This is a genomic window from Thioclava sp. 'Guangxiensis', assembly GCF_045348365.1.
Taxonomy (GTDB): domain Bacteria; phylum Pseudomonadota; class Alphaproteobacteria; order Rhodobacterales; family Rhodobacteraceae; genus Thioclava; species Thioclava kandeliae.
Genome location: NZ_CP155824.1, coordinates 591,893 through 613,441 on the forward strand (window position 1 = coordinate 591,893; position 21,549 = coordinate 613,441).

17 protein-coding genes are annotated in these 21,549 nt (G+C 62.2%); 4 read left to right on the forward strand and 13 right to left on the reverse strand.

The window, feature by feature from the left end; genetic code table 11:
* Positions 1 to 355: 355 nt before the first annotated feature.
* Positions 356 to 3,127 carry a methyl-accepting chemotaxis protein gene (locus ABEB22_RS20015; protein WP_349295092.1) on the reverse strand — a complete coding sequence of 924 codons (2,772 nt, stop codon included), beginning with the start codon at positions 3,125 to 3,127 and terminating at the stop codon, positions 356 to 358.
* 80 nt (positions 3,128 to 3,207) lie between these two features.
* The gene (locus ABEB22_RS20020) at positions 3,208 to 4,365 is read right to left on the reverse strand and encodes an ABC transporter substrate-binding protein (RefSeq protein ID WP_406871203.1); all 1,158 of its coding nucleotides are present in this window, start codon (positions 4,363 to 4,365) and stop codon (positions 3,208 to 3,210) included.
* Positions 4,366 to 4,583: 218 nt separating this feature from the next.
* Between ABEB22_RS20020 and ABEB22_RS20025 the strand changes: the two genes are divergently transcribed.
* The 3 genes from ABEB22_RS20025 to ABEB22_RS20035 all read left to right on the forward strand — a co-directional run bounded on the left by ABEB22_RS20025 (position 4,584) and on the right by ABEB22_RS20035 (position 10,166).
* Positions 4,584 to 6,053 (forward strand): Y-family DNA polymerase, encoded by a 1,470-nt coding sequence (locus ABEB22_RS20025; protein ID WP_406871204.1) that lies wholly within the window; start codon positions 4,584 to 4,586, stop codon positions 6,051 to 6,053.
* Complete coding sequence (locus ABEB22_RS20030; protein WP_349295094.1) at positions 6,050 to 9,364, forward strand: error-prone DNA polymerase; 3,315 nt, start codon at positions 6,050 to 6,052, stop codon at positions 9,362 to 9,364. The genes ABEB22_RS20025 and ABEB22_RS20030 overlap by 4 nt, the downstream gene beginning before the upstream one ends.
* Before the next feature lie 337 nt (positions 9,365 to 9,701).
* Positions 9,702 to 10,166, forward strand: a complete 465-nt coding sequence (locus ABEB22_RS20035; protein WP_339115157.1) for a MarR family winged helix-turn-helix transcriptional regulator — start codon at positions 9,702 to 9,704, stop codon at positions 10,164 to 10,166.
* On the opposite strand, the gene ABEB22_RS20040 is transcribed toward ABEB22_RS20035, so the two are convergent.
* From ABEB22_RS20040 to ABEB22_RS20065, 6 genes are all read right to left on the reverse strand, one after another.
* The gene (locus ABEB22_RS20040; RefSeq protein WP_339115158.1) at positions 10,163 to 10,843 is read right to left on the reverse strand and encodes a GntR family transcriptional regulator; all 681 of its coding nucleotides are present in this window, start codon (positions 10,841 to 10,843) and stop codon (positions 10,163 to 10,165) included. The genes ABEB22_RS20035 and ABEB22_RS20040 overlap by 4 nt on opposite strands.
* 53 nt (positions 10,844 to 10,896) lie before the next feature.
* The gene (locus tag ABEB22_RS20045; RefSeq protein ID WP_339115159.1) at positions 10,897 to 11,679 is read right to left on the reverse strand and encodes an ABC transporter permease; all 783 of its coding nucleotides are present in this window, start codon (positions 11,677 to 11,679) and stop codon (positions 10,897 to 10,899) included.
* Positions 11,676 to 12,524 carry an ABC transporter permease gene (locus tag ABEB22_RS20050; protein WP_349295095.1) on the reverse strand — a complete coding sequence of 283 codons (849 nt, stop codon included), beginning with the start codon at positions 12,522 to 12,524 and terminating at the stop codon, positions 11,676 to 11,678. Before ABEB22_RS20050 ends, ABEB22_RS20045 begins: the two co-directional genes overlap by 4 nt.
* Positions 12,521 to 13,567, reverse strand: coding sequence for an ABC transporter ATP-binding protein (locus tag ABEB22_RS20055; protein ID WP_349295096.1), 1,047 nt, complete (start codon positions 13,565 to 13,567; stop codon positions 12,521 to 12,523). The genes ABEB22_RS20050 and ABEB22_RS20055 overlap by 4 nt, the downstream gene beginning before the upstream one ends.
* Before the next feature lie 73 nt (positions 13,568 to 13,640).
* Positions 13,641 to 14,687 (reverse strand): ABC transporter substrate-binding protein, encoded by a 1,047-nt coding sequence (locus ABEB22_RS20060; RefSeq protein ID WP_349295097.1) that lies wholly within the window; start codon positions 14,685 to 14,687, stop codon positions 13,641 to 13,643.
* 55 nt (positions 14,688 to 14,742) lie between these two features.
* Complete coding sequence (locus tag ABEB22_RS20065) at positions 14,743 to 15,717, reverse strand: 2OG-Fe(II) oxygenase family protein (protein WP_339115163.1); 975 nt, start codon at positions 15,715 to 15,717, stop codon at positions 14,743 to 14,745.
* A 164-nt stretch (positions 15,718 to 15,881) separates the two neighbouring features.
* On the opposite strand from ABEB22_RS20065, the gene ABEB22_RS20070 reads away from it, so the two are divergent.
* Positions 15,882 to 16,847, forward strand: a complete 966-nt coding sequence (locus ABEB22_RS20070) for a nucleoside hydrolase (RefSeq protein WP_339115164.1) — start codon at positions 15,882 to 15,884, stop codon at positions 16,845 to 16,847.
* 60 nt (positions 16,848 to 16,907) lie between these two features.
* On the opposite strand, the gene ABEB22_RS20075 is transcribed toward ABEB22_RS20070, so the two are convergent.
* Genes ABEB22_RS20075 through ABEB22_RS20095 form a run of 5 tightly spaced genes read right to left on the reverse strand, consistent with a single transcriptional unit; the run spans position 16,908 to position 21,542 of the window.
* On the reverse strand, positions 16,908 to 17,672 hold the full coding sequence (locus ABEB22_RS20075; protein WP_349295098.1) for a class II aldolase/adducin family protein: 765 nt from the start codon (positions 17,670 to 17,672) through the stop codon (positions 16,908 to 16,910).
* A gap of 1 nt (position 17,673) precedes the next feature.
* The gene (locus ABEB22_RS20080) at positions 17,674 to 18,690 is read right to left on the reverse strand and encodes a 2-dehydropantoate 2-reductase N-terminal domain-containing protein (RefSeq protein WP_349295099.1); all 1,017 of its coding nucleotides are present in this window, start codon (positions 18,688 to 18,690) and stop codon (positions 17,674 to 17,676) included.
* Between the two features lie 9 nt (positions 18,691 to 18,699).
* Complete coding sequence (locus ABEB22_RS20085; protein WP_349295100.1) at positions 18,700 to 19,980, reverse strand: TRAP transporter large permease; 1,281 nt, start codon at positions 19,978 to 19,980, stop codon at positions 18,700 to 18,702.
* Between the two features lie 3 nt (positions 19,981 to 19,983).
* Positions 19,984 to 20,514, reverse strand: coding sequence for a TRAP transporter small permease (locus tag ABEB22_RS20090; protein WP_339115168.1), 531 nt, complete (start codon positions 20,512 to 20,514; stop codon positions 19,984 to 19,986).
* Positions 20,511 to 21,542 (reverse strand): TRAP transporter substrate-binding protein, encoded by a 1,032-nt coding sequence (locus ABEB22_RS20095; RefSeq protein WP_349295101.1) that lies wholly within the window; start codon positions 21,540 to 21,542, stop codon positions 20,511 to 20,513. The genes ABEB22_RS20090 and ABEB22_RS20095 overlap by 4 nt, the downstream gene beginning before the upstream one ends.
* Positions 21,543 to 21,549 lie beyond the last annotated feature (7 nt).

Consider the following 21,549-nt stretch of genomic DNA (forward strand, 5'->3'; position numbering starts at 1 on the left):
AGGGCGTCAGAGGCCGAGCTTCCGGACCGAGTTCTTGCGCGATCTTGTACATCGCGGCCTGCCGATGTCTAGCTGATCCCACCCAATGCACACGCAAGTAGAAACGCGGCTACATCGCAGGGGCTCTCGACGATATAACAAAAATGCCACGGCCATTGTTAGCGCATTGCCTTGGTCCATATGGGCCAAGAGCAGCAGGCATGTGGTCTCGGCCTTCGTAAGCCCTTGCACGAGCCGCTATCCGAATGAAGCAGACCGAAGAATAGACCGGCCTGCGCGACCCGACAGTAAGGTCAAGCCCCCTTTGGAACTACACCATCACATGGAACCTGAGCCCGAGTTGGTCTTCCAGGCATTAAGCAACATCTTGCGCGAACCCGTCGTGATCTCCCAGACCCGTATCGGTGAGCGGAATATGGAAGCGGTCCACGACCTGTGTCAGTTGCAACGCTTCGCGTTCGAGCGCGCCGCAGGCCGCTGCTGTCTCCTCGAACATCGCTGCATTCTTTTGAGTCGTCCCGTCCAGCTGTCCGACCGCGGAATTGATCTCGCCAATCCCCGAGAGCTGCTCATCCGATGTTGCGGAAATCCCCGCGACATTCTCCGAGATTTCTTTCACGAAACTTACGATATTCTCCAGCGCTTCGCTGACCTGACCAACCGAGGCCACGCCGTTCTGAACATGGCTGTTCGATGCAGCGATCAGACCGTTGATCTGGCTGGCGGCCTCTCCCGCCCGTAATGCAAGGGCGCGCACTTCGGACGCCACGACTGCAAACCCACGCCCTGCTTCACCCGCCCGTGCTGCTTCGACCCCTGCATTGAGCGCAAGCAGGTTGGTCTGGAATGCGATATCGTCGAGAACCGAGGTGATCTTGCTGATTTCCTGTGACGAATGTTCGATGCTGCCCATTGCGGAGACGGCGTCGGTAACGATGCTTCGGCTCGTTTCGGCACTTTCACGGGCCGATATGACCCGCATATTCGCACGTTTTGCGCTTTCGGTCGAAGACGAAACGGAGGCCGTCAACTCATTCAGCGCCGCAGCTGTTTCTTCAAGCGTGGCCGCGGTGGATTCCGTGCGCCGGGATAGATCGGAGGAGGCTTGCGCGATCTCCGTGGACGAGGCGCCGATAACCGACACAGAATCCGTCACCTGCCGGATGACCTCGCCCAGATTACCGATCGCAACATTGAAGTCATGGCGCAAGGCTTCGTAATCGGCCGGAAATTCTTCGTTGATGCGATGCGCGAGATTACCTTGCGACAAAGCGGCCAGCCCTTGGGCGAGAGCCGTGACGACCTGTCTCGTCTCGCGGGCTTGCTGTGCCTGTCGAGCCTCTTCCTGCTGACGTTGCGCCTCGATCCGCGCAGCATCCTCCCGCGCGCGCGCATCCTCATGGGCCTGACGCTGTTTCTCGCGGGCCTCTTCTTCCTCTTCGCGGCGGCGCGCCTCCTCGGCAGCAGCTTTCTCGCGGGCACGATCTGCGAGTTCGCGGTCTTTTTCTTCCTGTTGCAGGCGTTTCTGGTCAAGTGCGTTGTTGCGGAAAATCGATAGGGCCGTTGCTAACCGGCCCAACTCGCCGCTACTGGGCAGCCCGTTTACCGGAGCCAGATCGCCTTGGGAAAGGCGTTCCGTCACGCGTGTGATCAGATTGAGCGGCTTGATGATCATGACCCATGCAAATGCCGGAGCGATCACGATAATGATAAGAGCAAGTATACCGATGCCGCCAATCTGCGTCTGTGCGGACGAGACGTCTGCCGATATCATCTTGGAAATTTCGATGATGGCTGAGCGTGCACCATTCGCCTCTGTCGCAATCAGATCGGCAATTTCCGTGACGTTTTGCGCGGCATCTATCTGGGCTTCGCCCGCACGGGTGCTTGCCGCAAAACCGAGGGCACGGTTGGCCGCAAGTCCGGTCTCGGGGTCCGCCAGTTTTACCAGATGGCCGATCCGGCCCTGTAGTTCGGGATCTGCGGTCGCACTAAGGGCGGTCAGCTCTCTTCCCGCTGTCACGAGTACGGTTTGCCGGCGTGCCAACTCGAGCGGGTCTCGTGCCAAGGCGGTGTGAAGCGCCTCGGCAAAGAAGTGCTTCGTACTAGCGTCCAATGCGCCCATGTTCCGGATCATCCGGACCTGTTCGTCCAGAAGGGAACGTAACGCCGTCTGGTTGGCCGTTTTTGTATCGTCACCTTTGATGATCAGATCGAAGCCGATATCATCAAGGGCCGTGTTGAGTTGGAGTTCTGCCAGGCGCCGCAACTCGAAGATTTCGGCGGTATCCACGGAGCTCGCCGCACTCCATGAGGTAAAGACGGGCATCAGGCGGGTCTGCAAATTTGTGACTGCGGCGGCGGCAGGTTGCGTCTGCTCGGATGTTGCCAGATCTTGCAAAAGCTCCGTCAGGCTGTTGCTCGAGGCCTGCGCAATATCCGCCAGAATGGACCGGATCGCTGGATCTGCCGTCTGTACCGCGCTCAGCGCAAGTCCCGAGATCAGGTTCATTTCCGCCCGTGCCTGTAAAGCGGTCGTCAGCTGCGCTACATCCTGATCCAAAAGGGTTGTCAGGTTTTCATCCACTTGGGATATCGTATCCTCCCCGCTCAAGACCATGTCGAAATAGGCGTTGTCTACCGCATCCGCCAGCGCCGTGGCGACATCGACCTCAAGCCCGGCCGCCTCCTCGACAGCATGGGAAATCATCTCCTCTTGCTGATATTCGTCGGCGCGCGCGGCACGCAGGGTGTTCAGGGCGGCATCGGTTTTGGCTAAAGCGTCCATCAAGGCCTGCTGACGCTCCGCCGGCAGACCCGAGATGATCTCTCTTGTCTCATCAAGCGTTTTCTCGGTCTCTTCTCCGATCGTGCGCAGCGCCTCTGCAGACGGGGCCGTCATCAGATCAATCAGATGTCCCCGCATCTTGCCTGCCGTTGCTGTAATTCGAGCACTATCTTGCAAAAGCGGCAAACGGTTTGCTGTAAAGTCCGTCACTGCACCTGAAATGGACTGGAACACGGTCCATCCAATGACCACTGCGGTGATTGTCATCGCACCGATAACGGCAATGATCATCATGACGCGCAGCATGATACTTCCAAATAACTTCTTCGCCAGTGGCATGCAGAGAACTTTCCAAACTCTAGAAATCGGAGAGATCGATGTCCCCCGCTTGCTCTACAAGCGGGGGCAGCTATCAGATATCAGCCATCGCCCAATGCGAGCGGCTTGAAGGAACCATCCGCCTGAATCTCGGTCAGGAACACGTCATCCGAGCCCTGATTGTCGCCGGCGCCATAAGTGAGCGAGAAGCCCCCCAGATCGAGTGTGCCCAGATCTTGCAATGCGGCCAGGTAGCTTTCGCGGGTCACATCGGTCCCCGCTTTTTCGAGCGCAGCCAATGCAACACGGCCGGTGATATAGCCTTCGAGCGTCACGAAGCCCGGTGCAGCATCGGGCGCGACCGTTTTCAGGGCGGCCTGATATTGCTTCACGAGCGGCAGGCTGTCATCCCACGGGAAGGGCACGACCTGGCTGATAATGACGCCCTCGCCTTCTGCTCCGAGCTCTTTGGAGAGCGCATCGGACCCCACGAAGGAAATATTCACGAAGACCGCATCCATCTTCATCTTATGGGCCAGTTTGATGAATTCCGCGATGGGTTTATAGGCCCCCACCATCACAACGGCCTGCGGATTGGCCTTGCGGATATCCAGAAGCGCGGTCTTCACCGCGACCGTGTTGCGGGTGTAGGTGCCCTCTGCCACCAGCGACATACCGCGATCGGTCAACGCCTTGGTCACGCCCTCGAGCCCGACGCGGCCGAACCCGTCATCCTGATAAAGAATGGCGATATCTTTCAGGCCCAGAGTGCCCACCAGATAATCGATCCAGACTTTGGTCTCGGCGCCATAGGTAGCACGGATATTCACCACATTGGTCAATTTGGGGTCGCGGAGGAAGCCCGCACCGGTGAACGGGCCGATATAGGGCATGCCCGCCTCGGTGGCCAAGGGCTGTGTGGCCTGTGTCGTGGGGGTGCCGACCGGACCGATCAGCCCCAGATAGTCGTTGCCGGTGATGACGCTGCGCACCTGCTCGACAGAGCGGTCGGGTTCGTAGCCATCGTCGAAGCCCTCGACCGAAACCTTGCGCCCGTTGACGCCGCCTGCGGCATTAGCCTCTTCGAAGGCGGCCTTGATGCCAAGGTTCATCCCCGTCCCCAGAGCGGCTGCAGGCCCCTCCATTGCGGCCACCTGCGCAAAGCTCACCGAACTGTCGGTCACACCCTGCTCTGCCCAGACCGGCGCCGCCGCAATGACGGATGCTGCCGTCAGCGCACCCCAAAATGACTTGATCATTCTCATCCCTTCCCGCGATTGATGTCGGCAGCAGGATGACAACCAAAAGTTTTTTATCCCTTATCGGCACACGTTTTTGGAGAACGTGGTAAACAATTCCCGAAATGCAGGGACCATCCCTCAACGGAGACGCGGATCCGCCTCGGTGCCAAAGCGAATCCTCGACTCTCCGGATCGATAAAATTATAAGAACATAACAGGAACAAAAAGGACCTGTCATGTTTGCTGCACAGGACAGACGCATCATCAGCATGTGGTTTCCAAGACTGGCCACAGACCGCGTTTTACGCGGCTCTTCCGTCACGGGCCCCTTCGCACTGACGCTGCGCGTGGTCAATGCCGAACGCCTCAGCTGCCTGAACGATGCGGCCGAGAAGGCAGGTCTGGCGCGCGGGATGAGTGCGGCCGATGCCCGTGCCTTCTGCCCCGATCTCCTCACTGCCCCTGCCCGCCCCGATCTCGATGCCCGTTTCCTGTCGGGGCTGCGCCGATGGGCGTTGCGCTATTGTCCCTGGGTCGGGCGCGAGGGCGCGGATGGGCTGGTGCTGGATGTGACGGGCTCCACGCATCTCTTTGGCGGCGAGGCGCAGATGCTGGAGGATATGCGCGCGCGCGCGCTCCGCACCGGTCTGACCTTGCGGTTGGGGGCCGGACATACCCGCGGCGCGGCATGGGCTTTTGCGCATTACGGGCAAGGACATATACAGGATCTGGCCGAGCTGCCGGTGGCCGCGCTGCGGATTGATCCGCAGACTGTCACCGCCCTCCAGCGGCTGGGGCTGCGCCAGATCGGCGATCTGCAGAGCGCGGCCCGCGCGCCTCTGGCGCGGCGTTTCGGGGTGGGGCTGATGGAACGGCTCGATCAGGCGATGGGCATCATGCCCGAACCGGTCACTCCCGAGGAGGAAGCCCCCAGCTTTGCCACCCGCATGAGCCTGCCCGAGCCGATCGGGCTCAGCGCCGATGTCATGGGCGGGGTCGAGCGGTTGCTGGTGCCGCTTTGCGACAAGCTCGCCCGCCATGAGAAAGGCGCGCGCCGATTGCTCCTGACGCTGCGCCGTGTCGATCAGGCGAGCCAGCAGGTCGAGTTGCGTCTGGCTGCCCCCATGCGCGATCCCGCCCGTATCCTGCCGCTTTTCGCGCGCGGGGTGGCGGAGGTCGATGCAGGGTTCGGCATCGATATGCTGCGCCTCGAAGCGGTGGGGATCGAACCTCTGGCCATGGTCCAGCTGGGCCATGCGCGCCGTAATCCCGACCAGCTAGACGATCTGGTAACCCGTCTGGGCACACGGATCGGGCTGGAGAACATCCAGCGCTTCCTACCCGCCGAAAGCCATATCCCCGAACGCGCCTTCACCCTTGCGGCCGCCGCCTTCAGCACGCCCGATCCGGCATGGAGCGCGCCCCGCCCGCGCCCCGTGCAGATTTTCCCGCCCGAGCCGGTCACCGGCACCATGGGAGAGGAGACCCCGCGCCCGCCCGCCCGTTTCCGCTGGCGGCGCATGGGCTTCGAGACCGGTCGCACCACCGGCCCCGAACGCATCGCCCCCGAATGGTGGCTGCCCGATGAGGGCCGCCATGCGGGGCTGCGCGATTACTGGCAGGTGGACACGCGCGAGGGCCGCAGGCTCTGGCTGTTCTATACGCCGCAAAATCCCGCATGGTTCGTCCAGGGAGAATTCGCATGAGCTATGCCGAACTCTGTGTCACCTCCAATTTCACCTTCCTCACCGGTGCCTCGCATCCCGAGGAGCTGATGCTGCGCGCGACCGAGCTGGGGCTCGAGGCGATTGCCCTCACCGACCGCAACTCTCTGGCGGGTGTGGTGCGGGCCTATTCGGCGCTCAAGGCGCTGCGCGAGGAGATGACGCAAAGCCTGCGGGTGCGATCCTCTTCGCAGGTCGATACCTGTTCGCGCCAGGAGATGGGCCAGCCCAAGGATCTGCCGGTGCCGCCCGCGCCCAGACTACCGCGGCTCATCGTGGGGGCGCGGCTGGTGCTGCGCGATGATCCGGTCGAATGGGTGGCGCTGCCCACCGATCTGGCCGCCTATCAGCGGCTCTCGCGGCTCCTCAGCCTTGGTAAAAGGCGCGCGGGAAAGGGCGAGTGCCATCTGGAGCTGGCCGATCTGCTGGAGCACTGCGAGGGGGTGATCCTCATCGCCCTGCCCCCCGCCGATCCTGCACTGGCCGCCCGCCCCTTGGGCCGGATGCAGCGCCGCTATCCGGGCTATGTGTTTACCGGCGCAGCGCCGCGTTATGACGGCTCGGATCAGGCGTGGTTCGATGCCTGCGCGGCCCTCGCGCTACGGGCCTCGGCGCCGATGGTGGCGGTGGGCGATGTGCTCATGCACCGCGCCCATCGCCGCCAGCTGGCCGATGTGCTGACCTGCCTGCGCGAGGGGATGAAGATCGACGATATCGGCACACGCGCCCTGCCCAATGCCGAACGCCGCCTGAAAGGCGCGCCCGATATGGCGCGGCTCTATCACCGCCATCCGGCAGCGCTTAAACGCAGTCTCGAAATCGCGGCGCGCTGCAGCTTCTGCCTGAGCGAGCTGAGCTACCAATATCCGCTCGAGGAGACCGGCGAGGAAACACCCCAGACCCGCCTCGAACGGCTGGCGCAGGAGGGGCTGGCGCGGCGCTATCCGCGCGGGGCAACGGCGCGGGTCTACGGGCTGATGGCCAAGGAGCTGGAACTGGTGGGCGATCTGGGCTACGCGCCCTATTTCCTGACCGTTTATGATATCGTGACCGAGGCACGCAGCCGTGGCATCCTGTGTCAGGGGCGGGGCTCTGCGGCCAATTCGATCCTGTGCTACCTTCTCGGCATCACCGATGTCTCTCCCGATATGATCGGCATGGTCTTCGAGCGGTTCATCTCGCGCCATCGGGGCGAGCCGCCCGATATCGATGTCGATTTCGAGCATGAACGGCGCGAGGAGGTGATCCAGTGGATCTACCAGCGCTACGGGCGCGAGCGGGCGGGGCTCTGCGCCACCGTCATCCATTTCCGCACCCGCGCCGCCATCCGCGAGGTGGGCAAGGTGATGGGGCTGAGCGAGGATGTCACGGCGCGGCTTTCGGGCGATATCTGGGGGATGTCGAATGCCGGAACCGACCTTGACCGCGTGCGCGAGCTGGGCCTCGACCCGAGCGATCATCGCCTCGCGCTGACATTGCGGCTCATTGGCGAGATCATCGGTTTTCCGCGCCATCTGAGCCAGCATGTGGGCGGCTTCATCATCACCCAAGGGCGGCTCGATGACCTCTGCCCGATCGAGAATGCCGCGATGGAGGGGCGCACCTGTATCGAATGGGACAAGGACGATATCGACGCGCTCGGCATTCTCAAGGTGGATGTGCTGTCTTTGGGCATGCTGACCTGCCTGCGCAAGAGTTTCGATCTGCTGGAGGAGCACGAAGGCATCCGGCATAGCCTCGACAGCGTTCCGCAGGACGACGGACCAACCTATGCGATGCTCCAGCGCGCCGATGCGGTGGGGGTGTTTCAGGTGGAAAGCCGCGCACAGATGAACTTCCTGCCGCGGATGAAGCCGAAGGAGTTCTACGATCTGGTGATCGAGGTGGCCATCGTGCGGCCCGGCCCCATCCAGGGCGGCATGGTCAAACCCTATATACGCCGCCGTCAGGGGCTGGAGGCGCCAGAGCCCTTCGGTCCCGAGCTGGAGGCCGTGACCCGCAAGACGCTGGGCGTGCCGCTCTTTCAGGAACAGGCCATGCAGATCGCAGTGATCGGGGCGGGCTATACGGCAGAAGAGGCCGACAAGCTGCGCCGCTCGCTGGCCTCGTTCCGGCGGATGGGCACGATCGGCGAGCATCGCGATCGTTTTGTCCGCGGAATGAAGGCGCGCGGCTATAGCGACGCGGTGGCCGAGGCCTGTTTCGCCCAGATCGAAGGCTTTGCCGATTACGGTTTTCCCGAAAGCCATGCGGCGGCCTTTGCCATGCTGACCTATGTCTCCTCGTGGTTCAAATGCACCTATCCCGCGATCTTCACCTGTGCGCTTCTCAATTCGCAGCCGATGGGGTTTTATGCACCCGCCCAGCTCGTGCGCGATCTGCGCGAGCACGGGGTGGAGGTGCGGCCCATCTGTGTGAACCATTCCGCTTGGGACAACCGGCTGGAACGCCGTGCCGATGGGACGCTGGCCCTGCGGCTCGGGTTCCGCCAGATCAAGGGCTTCCGCGCCGAGGATGCGGACTGGATCACGGGGGCACGCGGCAATGGCTACCCCGACCCCGAGAGCCTGTGGCTCAGGGCGGGCATCGCGCCTGCCGTGCTGGAACGGCTGGCCGAGGCCGATGCCTTCGGCGCGATGGGGCTGACACGGCGTGATGCGCTCTGGGCGGTGAAGGCGATCCGGGCGCCCGCGCCTTTGCCGCTGTTTTCGGACCCGCTTGATGGCGAAGGGCTACGCGAGCCTGTGGTCACGCTCCCCAATATGCATCTGGGCGAGGAGGTGGTGGAGGATTATGTCGCCATGCGGCTGACCTTGCGCGCCCATCCGATGGAGCTGTTGCGCCCCTCCCTGCCCGAGACCCTGCCCCATGACCGGCTGACGGACGCGCCCTTGCGTCTGACCAAGATCTGCGGCCTCGTGATCACCCGCCAGCGCCCCGGCACCGCCTCTGGCGTGGTATTCCTCACGCTTGAGGACGAGACGGGGGTGGCCAATGTGGTGGTCTGGCCCAAGGTCTATCAACAGTTCCGCCGCGCCGTAATGGGAGGGCGCCTGTTGCGCGTGACCGGCAAACTGCAGCGCGAGGGGATCGTCACCCATCTGATCGCTGCACGGATCGAGGATCTGTCGCACAGGCTCTCGGATCTGGGCCATCCGCTGGAAGATGTGATCGGCCAGACCCAACCGCAGGCCGATGATGCGCCCCGCGCCCGCCCGTCCCAGCCTCGTGGTTCGGCCCGCCACCCGCGCGAGCAGGCCAAACGGCTCTTTCCCAGCCGCGATTTCCATTAAGGTGCCACGATGGCGGGCCATGCACCAGATGCAAGGCGGCTCTGCAAAGAATCGGGCTTTCTGCAACGCGGCACATTGGGTAGTTTAACTCCAACGCAGCCAAGCGCTGCCCAGAATTTCGAAGGCTCTCTCCTCCTCCCTGAGCCTTGGAAACAGGCGGCGATCTCCTCCTCCTCCCTGAGATCGCCGCCGCTCTAACCTCCTCTTGCTTTAATCGATCCTCACGAAATCGCATAATCGGGTTGTTTCGGGCTCTGGATTATTGCCAGTCCGGCAAATCAGGTTGTATGGACTGCAAGGCCCGCCCTTCCCTATCTGCCAGAGACCTGTTCCGCCCATGACCACATCGCCTCCTCCGCATGAAGCCGGCTTCAACAAAGCCGAATGGCCGTTCTACTGGATCACACAGACGTCCTCGCGCTACATGCAGGTGATGGAGGCACGGCTGAAGGCCGAAGGGATGGACATCGCCTACTGGCGGGTGCTGATGTCGCTTTACGAGGACAAGGCACTGTCGATCTCGGAAATCTCGACCCATTGTATCATCAAGGCCAATACGGCGACGAAAATCATCCAGCGGATGACGGCACAGGGGCTGGTGATGACCGGACCGCGGGCCAGCGATGGCCGTGTCACCGAAGTGACCCTGACCGATGCGGGCAACGAGATGCGGATGCGCGCACGCAAGATCGCCGACGAGATCTTCGCCCATGCCTTCACGGGGTTTTCCCGTGAGGAACAGCTGGTGATGAACCTGCTTCTCGAGAAGGTCTTCGTCAATCTCGGCGAGCTGACCGCTTAGGCGCGGCCCGCATCGCTATGGATACGGCGCGTGGCCTGCCATGCGCTGCGCACCAGATCCTCGGTCAGATCGGAGGCCGCATCGCCATTCCCCGCACGGATCGCGGCGATCATCGCGGCATTGGCCTCGATCATCCGCTCCAGCATACCCGCATCGCGGATATAGGCACCATAGCGGTAACGTAGCGCCGAGGTATCGAGCTGACGCAAAAGCCGCGCCAGAACCGGATTGCCGCAGGTCTCGTGCAGCATCATGGTCAGGCGGACATTGGCCTCGAATCCCTCGCTCAGATCCTGCGCCACCAATGCGGTGCGCATCTCGCCAAGACAGGTCTCGAGACGCAACGCGATGGCCTCGTGATCGGGATGTTCGGCCAGAAGCCGTGCACAGCTGCCCTCGAGCGGGATCCGGCACAGGGTGATATCATCGAGCGCCTTGAGCGACATGGGCGTCACGCTGGTCCCCAGTCGGGGCTTGCGTTCGACCAGCCCGCGCCCTTCGAGGATCTGGAATGCCTCACGCAGAGGCGAACGCGAGATCCCGAACCGCTCGCATATCTCGATCTCGCGCAGCTTCTCGCCGGGGCGGAACGCCTCACGGACGATAGCCGCTTCCAGCCGATCTGCAATCTCCGCTCCGATCGAGCGCAGCTTCAACGGCCCGCCTATCTCGTCCATCACACCTCTCCGCGTCCCATCATCCGGCAATCATCCAAGATGTTCTTGCTGCGTCATTTCCGGCCAAACAGCAAGTCCGTCACGACGACAAGGGCGAGAGAGACGATGATCGATACTGTGGAAACGGCGGCGGCCTCGGGCGTGAAGTTGAAGCGCAGGTAATCATAGAGCTGGATCGGGAGAGGAGCAGAACCCGTGCCCTTGAGCATATAGGAGATGCCGAAAGTATCGAAACTAATGATGAAGGCAAAGACCGCCCCCGTCGCAAGACCCGGCGCGATCAATGGCAGGGTGATGCGGCGGAAGGCTACCATGCGGGTAGCCCCCAGGGTGCGCGCGGCCAGCTCGCAGGCATCATCGCGCCCCTGTAGCACCGTCACCACATTGAGGAAGATGAAGGGCAGCGTCATCAGCACATGGCCCGTGAAGAGCGCGATCTTGTGCTCGGTCCCCACCCCGATCTCGAAGAAGAAGAACAAAAGCGCGATCGCCGTCAGGATCTCGGGAAGGATCAGCGGCAGGAGCATCAGGATACGCCAGCCCTCGCGCGCAGGCCCTGCATGGCGCACCACATAAAGCGCGGCCATCGTGCCGATCACCATCGACACCGCCGTGGCCGAGCCCGCCAGAATGCTCGAATAGAGGATCGCGTCGATGAAGACCTTATTGCCCAGGAAGGTCCAGAACCAGCGCAGGGACAGGCCCTGCGGCGGGAAGGTCAGGAAGTTTCCGGCATTGAGCGAGGCCAGCACAACAATGACGATGGGCGCGAGCAAAAAGGCATAGACGCCGAAGCGCAACAGACCCAGGAGAGGAGAGGCAAGCCGCATGGTCATTTCCACTTCATTCGCGTCAGGCGCGAGAAGATCAGCACGATAATCCCCGCCGAGACCGCCAGCACCAGTGCCATCGCCGCACCAAACGGCCATTGATACTGGTCAAGAAGCGCATCCACCACGAGGATGGTTGTTGTCTTCACCCGCATCCCGCCGATCAGCGCGGGCGTCACATAGGACGAGACCGCCAGCACGAAGACCAGAATACAGCCCGACTGGATGCCGGGCATCGACATCGGCAGCGTCACGCGACGAAAGACGGTGAAGCGCTTCGCCCCCAGCGAACGCGCCGCCTGCGCCACCGAATGGTCCATCTGGGACAGCGTCGACAGAAGCGGCAGCACCATGAAGGGCAAGAACACATGCGCCAGCGCAAGGATTACGCCGAAATCATTATACATCAGTGGAATAGGCCGCGAAATCAGTCCCCAGTCACGCAAAACCGTATTGATGACACCGGCATTGCCCAGAAGGATCGTCCAGCCATAGCTGCGCACCACGATCCCCACCAGAAGCGGCGACAGCACCAGCCCGTAGAGAAGCCCCCGCCAGCGCCGCGAGGCCAGCGCGATATGCAGCGCCACCGGATAGGCCAGCACAAGGCACAGGAAAGTGGTCAGCGCCCCCATCCACAATGTCTGCGGCAGGCTGTCGAGATAATAGGGCTGGGAGAAGAAGGACTCATAGGCCGTCAGACCAAAGCCCTCGCCATAAGGCGTCTGGCCCTCGCCCGGCAGCCGGAAGCTCATGACCAGCACCGAGATATAGGGCAGCATGATGAAGCCGAAGACCAGAATGGCCGCCGGCAGGATCAACAGCATGGAGCGCGTGCGCGAGATCGTCATGCGTCCGCTCCGAGCGGCCAGAGCCGTGCCGGATCGAGGCTCAGCCCCACGCGTTCGCCCTCATTCGCGCGATAGGTCGTGGGCGAGATCACCGCCATCGGCCCGAGATCCGTCTCGATGATATATTCCAGATGCCCGCCGCTGAAGGCACAGGAGATCACCTGCCCCACCAGATCGCCCTCCTCGGGCGCGCAAATGCCGATCTGCTCGGGCCGCGCCATCAGACGCAGGCTGGCCCCTGCGGGCAGATGTGCCCCCACCAGCGGCAGGCTGCGTCCCTCGGGCAGATCCACCCCCTCGCCATCTGCCGAGACCGGCAGCGACAGGATATTGGCGTTGCCGACAAACCGCGCGATGGCCTCGGTCTGCGGGCGGTCATAGACATCTTCGGGGCTGCCCCGCTGGGCAATCTCACCATTGAACATCACGACCACGCGGTCGGACATGGTCATCGCCTCGTTCTGGTCATGGGTGACATAGATCGTGGTGATGCCCACACGGCGCTGCAGGTCGCGGATAAAGCCGCGCATCTCGTCACGCAATGCGGCATCGAGATTGGCCAGAGGCTCGTCCAGCAGCAAGATCGCAGGCTCGATCACCAGAGCCCGTGCCAGCGCCACACGCTGCTGCTGGCCGCCCGACAGCGCCTTGGGATAGCGCTCGGCATAGGGGGTGAGCTGCACCATATCGAGGGCGCGCGCGACACGGCGCGTGATCTCGGATTTGGCGATCTTGCGCATCTGCAACCCGAAGGCCAGATTCTGCGCGACCGTCATATGCGGGAAAAGCGCATAGGACTGGAACACCATACCGATATCGCGTTCCTCGGGCAACTTGCGCGAGATATCACGCCCGTCGAACAGGATCTGCCCGCCGGTGATATCCTCGAACCCCGCGATGCAGCGAAGCGTGGTGGATTTACCGCATCCCGAGGGGCCCAGAAGAGAGACAAACTCGCCATCGCCGATCTCGAGCGAAACGGATTTGAGGGCGGGTGTCTTGCCATAGGTCTTCACAAGAGACTGGAGCGTTACCTGGGTCATCTGTTACCGGGGTCGGAAAAGAAAAAGCCTGCCCCAACGGGGTAAACCCGAAGGGACAGGAGAGGGGAAGGGGTCAGGCGCCGAAGATCTCGTTCCAGCGGCGCGCAATTTCTTCGGATCTGGAGTTCATCAACTCCCAGTCCCATTCGATAAACTGGTCCATGGCCGCCCCGAAGACAGGCACATCCTTTTGCAGGTCTTCCGGTACTTCAACGGTCTTGTTGACTGGCGAGACGAAGAATTCGCGCATCAACAGATCCTGACCGATAGGACCCAAAACGAAATCGAGATATTTATAGGCCTCTTCACGGGCAGGCGTATTGGCGCAGATACTGAAGGTCTGGTCCCACATCATCAGGCCCTCGTCGGGGATGATGCAATCGACCGGCAGCCCCTGCTCGCGCAGCCGCGCGATCTCGCCGAAATCGAACGGCGCGACGGCAATCTCGCCGGTAGCCATGGCCGTGCTCATGTTGAAATCTGTCTGGTAGACAGGGCCCAACTCTTTCAGCTTGGCAAAGCCGGTTTCCAGATCGTCGATGCCCGAACCATAGATCTTGGACGCCAGCATCAGGAACATCTTACCCGCGGAGTTGACGATATTGTAAAGACCGAGGCGGCCTTTCAGCTCCTCGTTCTCCCACAGATCCTTCCACGAGGTCGGCGGGGCCGAAATCATATCGGTGCGGTAACCGATCCCGATAGGCGAGATCAGACCGACCGCGCCATAACCGTCGGAGGCCTTGGTCGCTACCGGATAGAGGTCCTGGTAGTTCGGCAGCAACGACTGGTCGAGCTTCTCGAAGAACCCCTCCTTGCGCAGCACCTGCGCATAGATCTCGTTGAACATCAGGCAGCCATAGGGCGGATCTTCCTTGCCAGCGGCCCGCATATTGGCGGTATAGACCCGGCCAAGCCCGATATCGAGCTTGGGGGTGATCCCGGTCTCCTTGGTGAAACCGGGGATCAGCGTATCACGCCAGAACTTCTCCCAGGAGCCACCATAGGTGGTGATCACCAACTCGTTGGTGGCCGCGTAGACGGCCGGAATATTGAGCACGGAGGCCCCGCCCAAGGCAACGAGCGCCGTGAGCAATTTGCGACGATTCAGATCAGTCATGGTCATGTCCCTATTGGTGCCTTGGTGGGTGCCGGATCTTGCCGCCCGGATCGCCTCAGGAGGCTTTTTTGCGGTAGTCGTAATTCTTGTTCAGACGTTCAAGCAAATAATCGCCATAGAGCACCGGCTCCATCTGCGCGGTCTCGCCTGCCTCGAGCATCGCCTCGGGGCATTCCACCAGCGCGCGCATCGACGGATCGTAGAAGAAGGGCTGCGAATAGCGGTCCTTGCGCGAGAGGTTACGCACGCGGTGGGGCGTGGACACAAACCGCCCATTCGACCATTTGGACAGGATGTCGCCAACATTCATGACAAAAGTGCCCTCGATCGGCGGCGCGGGGATCCAGTCGCCACGCTTGTTGCGCACCTCGAGCCCGCCGACATTATCCTGCTTGAGAAGCGTGATGAAGCCGTAATCGGTATGCGGAGCGGAGCCGAAGAGCTCTTCCTCATCGGGCTGTTCGGGATAATGCAGCAGGCGCAGGAACAGCGTCGGAGTGTCGAAATACTTCGCGAACCAGTCGCGCTCGAGGCCAAGCGCCTCGGCCAGCGCCTCGGCGATCCGCTCACCCAACCCCGTCATCTCGCGCATATAAGCCAGCGCGGTCTCCTCGACTTCCGGCAGGGAAGCGGGGAACTGGTTCGGGCCATGCATCGGCTCGCCTGCATAGGACGCATCCTCGGGCACATCATGCATTACCATGAGGCTCTCGGAACGGTTCGGCTTGGTGACCTTGGCCACCGAGGAGGTCACGATAGTCGAGGACGACATCGGCATATAGCCACGGTGGAACTCGTTGATCTTGAGCGCCATTTTCTCCTCCATCGGAAGATCATGGAAGGCCATGTTCATCTGGCGCATTTTCTCGACCAGATCCTCGGACACGCCATGGCCGGACAGATAGGCAAAGCCCGACGTCTCCAGAGCCGATTTGAGCGCCGCAACCGTCTCGGCGCGCGCCTCGGGGGTGGCACTCGCAGCCAAGGCGCTCAGATCCACGATCGGAATATTGTCGAATTCGCCCTTCATACTTTCCTCCAGTATTTTCTGTATACAGTATTCGAGACTTGATCTTTTGATGGAAGTGGTTTGCGATGGCATATCGCAATTTTCGGTATACCAATCCGGATATGCCCAAAGATGCATCACATTTATACCATCAATGCCGGAGTTCCGGTCACAAGGAGTATTCCATGGCGCTTCCCGTCATCATCGACACCGATCCGGGCCAAGACGACGCCTTTGCAATCCTGCTCGCTCTCGCGGTGCCCGAGCTGGACGTTCTGGGCCTGACGACGGTGGCCGGAAATATGGGGCTCGAGCAGACCACCGATAATGCGCGCCGTATTGTCGAATTGGCTGGCCTGCCCAAAACACCGGTCCATGCGGGCTCCGCCCGCCCGCTGATCCGCAAGCCGCGTCCCGTGCCCGAGATCCACGGCGAGACGGGGATTGACGGCTGGGACTGGGCCGAGGCCCGCTTCCCCCCCGCCAAAACCCATGCGGTGGATTTCATAATCGAAACCATCCTCGCGCATCCGCAAAAGGTGCAGATGATCTGCCTCGGCCCGCAGACCAATCTGGCGCTGGCCATCCGTCGCGCCCCCGAGATCTTGCAGAACATGGCAGGGATCAGCTTCATGGGGGGCGGCTTCTTCGAGGGCGGCAATATGACCCCTGCCGCCGAATACAACATCCTCGTCGACCCCGAGGCCGTGCGGATCGTGCTCTCCTCGGCGGGGGAGGCCGGAGTTCCGGTCACCGCCGTGCCGCTGGACTGCACCCATGCCTGCGCCGCACCTCTGGGCTGGTCCACGACCCTGCGTGAGACGGGCACGGAGGTCATGCAGGCCTGTGCCGGCATGATGGAATTCTTCGAACAATACGGGAACAAGAAATACGGCACAAAGACGCGGCCGCTGCATGATGCGGTGGCGATTGCCGCCACGATCTGGCCCGATCTGTTCCCCGGCAAGCTCTGCCCCGTCGATGTGGAATGCGCAGGCGAGCTGACCACCGGTATGACCGTCGTCGACTGGCTGCGCCAGACGGGCCGGCCCGATAACTGCCTGTGGCTCAATGGCTGCCATGATGCGGCGGAGGTCTATGCCCGTATGGCGGCGGCTCTTGCCACCCTTCCGGGCAACGTGCCCGCCTGAACGCAAAGGCCCTCCCCTATGCGGGGAGGGTCAACACCCGATGGGCCTCGGGCGTATAACTCAGGCGAAATGCGGGCAGTCGCGCTTCATCTTGCGCACCATCGCGTCAAACAGCAGCGTCGCGAAGGACGAATTATCCTTCAACCGCTGCGCATCCTCGGCACATTTGCGTTTGATCCCTTCGGGCAGGGTGCTGTCCGGCCCCGGAATACCGGCGGTCGCGCATTGGATCTCGGCGGCACGCTGGACCGTCCACAACAGGAAGAAGGTCAGCGGAATATCGGCCTCGCAGACTGCGATCCCGTGATTGCGCAGAACGAGCACATGTTTATCGCCCAGCGAGGCCAGCATCCGCTCGCGCTCGGTATCGTAGATCGTGATCCCCTCGAACTCGTGATAGGCCACGCGCCCATAAAGCTGCGCCCCGTTGAAATTGTCATGCGAGATCGGGGCCATCTTGCCCACGATGGCCGAGATCGGCGTGGTATGGGTATGGGCCACACAGCCCACATCGGGGCGATGCTCGTGGATTACGCCATGCAGGGCGAAACCGGCGGGGTTGGGCTTGTAGGGGCTCTCGCGTTTCAGCTTGCCATCCACGCCCACCACCAGCAGGTTCTCGGGCGTCACCTCGTCGTAATGCAGCCCCATCGGGTTCACCAGATAGGCATGCTCATCGCCCGGCAGACGCACCGAGATATGGTTGAAGATCAGCTCGGTCCAGCCCATGTAGCTGACAAGATGGTAGAAATCGGCAAGCTGCACGCGCAGCTCCGCTTCGGTCATTTCGGCAAGCGGCTTATGGATCGGGGTCAGGTCGTTCATGTCAGATCCTTTCCAGAGAAATGGTGTTCATGAGGGAATGTCGGGCGATCTGCGCCTCGGAGCCCGAGAGCGGCAAAGTGCAGTGGGTGTCGAGTGCGGCGAGAATGGCGGCGAGCGCGGGGTTCGGATGGCCTGCCGCCTCCGCCATCGCCATGGGCGCCCGGGCAATGGCATCCAGCTCGAGGGCGCGGCCGGCACGGGCATCCTGCAACATCGAGGTCGGGAAATCTCCGGCATCGATATAGAGATCGGTGAGCCAGCGGTTATCGGGCAGAGCGTAACCCAGATCCCCGGCCCATGCGCGGAACGGATCGGCCACAGCACAGGCAAGCGCAGCAAGCTCGGGACTGTTCCCGATGGTCGAGAGATGGTCTCCCAGCAGCGCCGAGAGCGGATTGGTGGTAATATTGGCCAGAAGCTTCACCAACACCTTCTGCCGGATGGTGGGCGTCACATCGGTGAGGATGCCCCCCGCCTCCAGCACACGGGCCAGCCGCGCGATCGCGGGGCGGTCATGCGCCCCCATCGCGGGTCCGAGCGACAGCGTCGGCGTATTGGAAGACAGCGCCTCGCCCGCCTCCATCCGCACGGTCATCAGGAGCACCGCCCCCAGCACCTGCTGCGGATCGAGATGGCGGGCCAGTATCGCCTCGGGATCGACGAAGGGCACCTCGGCCCCGCCCGCAAAAAACCAGAAGGGCAGACCATTGACCATCGGGATAACGAGCGTGTCCGGCCCGATCCCCGCGATGTTCTCGGCCACCGCCTGCGGCAGGGCTTGCGCCTTCACACAGAAGAACACGGCATCCTGCACCTGCTCCAGCGCCTGTTTCGCCTGCGGGCGGGCGCGGTGCCATGTGCCACGGTCACATAGCGCCACCCCTTGGGCGCGGATCTGCTCGAGCCGGAGCCCGCGTGCCGTGACCGTGACCTCGGCGCCGGAGCCTCCCAGAAGGGCGGCCATCGCCGTGCCGATATTACCGGCCCCGATCACCGCGATTTTCATCCTGCTTTCCATGGTGCCCCCTCAGGTCAGGATCAGAACAAGCGTCGGGAAAATGGTCAGGATCGCGACCCGCACCACATCCATCGCCACAAACGGCCCGAGCCCGCGGAAGATCGTGCCCAACCGCACATCCGGCACCACCGAGCGCAGCACGAATGCGTTCATGCCCACCGGCGGTGTGATATAGCTGATCTCGGTGACCATCACGACGAAGATCCCGAACCAGATCAAGTCGATCCCCTGTGCCGCGACAATCGGATAGAAGACCGGCACCGTCAGCATGATCATCGACAGGCTTTCCAGCACACATCCCAGCACCAGATAGATGCACAGGATCACCAGAATGGTCACGATCGGCGTGGTGCCGAACAGGCCGAGGAAGCTCTGGATATCAGTCGTCATGCCCGACATGTTGACGTAATTGGTGAAGGTCAGCGCGCCGAACAGGATGAAGAACATCATCGCGGTGGTTTTCATCGTATCATAGAGCACATTGACGAGCCCCGCCCATGTGAAGCGCCCCGAGAGCACCACCAGCAAAAGAGCACCAGCCGCCCCCATGCCCGCGGACTCGGTGGGGGTGAAAACGCCCAGATAAATGCCCCCCATCACGAATACGAAGAGGACCAGCGCGCCGGCCGTGCCCTTGAGCGCGCGGATCCGCTCGCCCAGCGGCAGCTTTTCCTCGACCGGCAGATCGATGCCTTTGAGCGCGATGGTAATGCGCACGGCGATGGCGTAGCCGATGATCCCTAGAATACCCGGGATCAGCCCCGCAAGAAACAGCTTGCCGATATCCTGCTGGGTCATAATGCCATAGAAAACCAGTATGACCGAAGGCGGGATCAGGATGCCCAGTGTGCCGCCTGCCGCGATGGAGGCCGTCGAGAGTTGGTCGGGATAGCCGAAGCGCCGCATGGAAGGCAGCGCGATCCGCGTCATGGTGGCGGCGGTGGCCATGGACGAGCCGCAGACCGAGGAGAACGCGCCACAGGCCACCACGGTCGCCGTGGCCAGCCCGCCCTTGCGGTGGCGCAGCCATGCGTAGGCCGCGTTATAAAGCTCTGTCGCGATCCCCGATTGCACCACGAAATTGCCCATCATCAGGAACAGCGGCAGCACCGAGAGCGAGTAATCACGGCCATTGTCGAAAAACGCCGAACCCATAAGCGAGAGCGCAGGCGTCCAGCCGATGATCGAGGCAACGCCCACGACCCCCACACCTGCCAGCGCAAAGGCGATCGGCACGCCACAGAGCAAAAGCCCCATCACCACCGCCATACCAATTGGCCAATATTCCATACTCTATCCCTTCGTGGCGCGCGTGATCAGCGCCTGAAATGGCACATAAACCGCCATGATCATCCCCACAGCAGTGCAAATGGCGCAGAAATAGCCCAGCGGGGCGATGGGGAGCAACAGGTTGGTCGTGGCGCCGCCATAGCCCGCGATCTGGTCCGCATAGACCCAGATCCGCCATGTCACGACCCCCAACACCACCGCCGAGAAAATCCCGCAGGCCATGCGCCGCCATGGCTGCCACCGGTCGGGCATCGCGTCGGTGACCAGATCGACCGTCACATGCTCGTTGCGCAATGCCACCGCTGGCAGGCCGAGGAAGATTGTAGCGCACAGCAGAAGCTCGGTGAGTTCTGCCGCCCCCTTGAGCGGCGCGTTGAACAGATAGCGGCCCACCACATCGACCACCGTCAGTCCCATCATCGCCATCAGCAGGATACCGCCAAGGACCGCCAGAACGGTATGGGCGGAGGGGAGCCCTGCCCCCTCCCCCGCCTGTTCGCCACTGTCCCGAAGGCTCAGATCGGCCGGTTTCATTGCGCGGCCTTCATCTCGGCCGAGACCGTCTCGATCTGGGCCTTCATCTCGTCATAGGCGGCCTGACCATCGACGCCCGTGCTCGAGACTTCGGCGATCTTGGCATCGATGATCGGCTGCAGCGCCTCATGCCACGCGGCCATCTGCTCTTTGGTGGCGGGCGTCACATCGATCTTGCCCTTCATCGCCTCGATGCCCTGCGCATCGGCACGGTCCCACATCTTGCCCGCCATACGCGCAAGCGCCTCGCCGGTCACGCTGTCGATCTCCTTCTGCTGCTCGGGGGTCAGGCTCTCCCATTTCTTCTCGTTCATCACGACATAGAAGGAGGTGTTATACAGCCCGCCCGGCACGGAGATGCCTTCCGAGAGCTGCGGGATCAGCTTGAAGAAGTTGACCGATTCATAGGGGAAGAAGATCCCGTCGGCCACGCCCTGGCTCAGCAGCTCGTAGGATTTCGAAGACGGCCCTTCCACCGAGACCGCGCCCAGCTTGTTGGCCACCTCGTTGATGATGCCGCCGCCCACGCGCATCTTCTGGCCTTTCAGGACATCGGTTGCGCCCGCATCGCCCTCTTTCAGGAAGATCTCGCCCGGACCATGGGTAAAGACACCCAGCACATGCACGCCCTTATATTCGCCCGCAGCCTCCAGCTTGTCCTTGAACACGCGCCAATAGGCGACCGAATTGGCCTCGGCGCTATCGCCCAGGAAGGGCAGTTCGGCGATATTGGTGGTCTTGAACCGCCCCGCATTATAGCCCTGCACCCCGAAGGTGATATCGGCCACCCCATTGACCGCAAAGTCGAAATGCGCGGCAGGCGGCCCGAGCGGCGCAGGCAGGATATTGGCCGTCACCTCGCCATTGGTCGCTTTGGCGATCTCTTCGGTCAGCGGTTTGATCACCTCCGATACCAGCGGATGCGCGGGCGGTAGCCAGTTGGCCACGGTCAGCACGGTATTGGCCTGTGCGATGGCGGTGCCCGCCAGCAGAAGGCCCAGTGAAGTCAGTCCAAGTCGCATATTCATGTCGCGT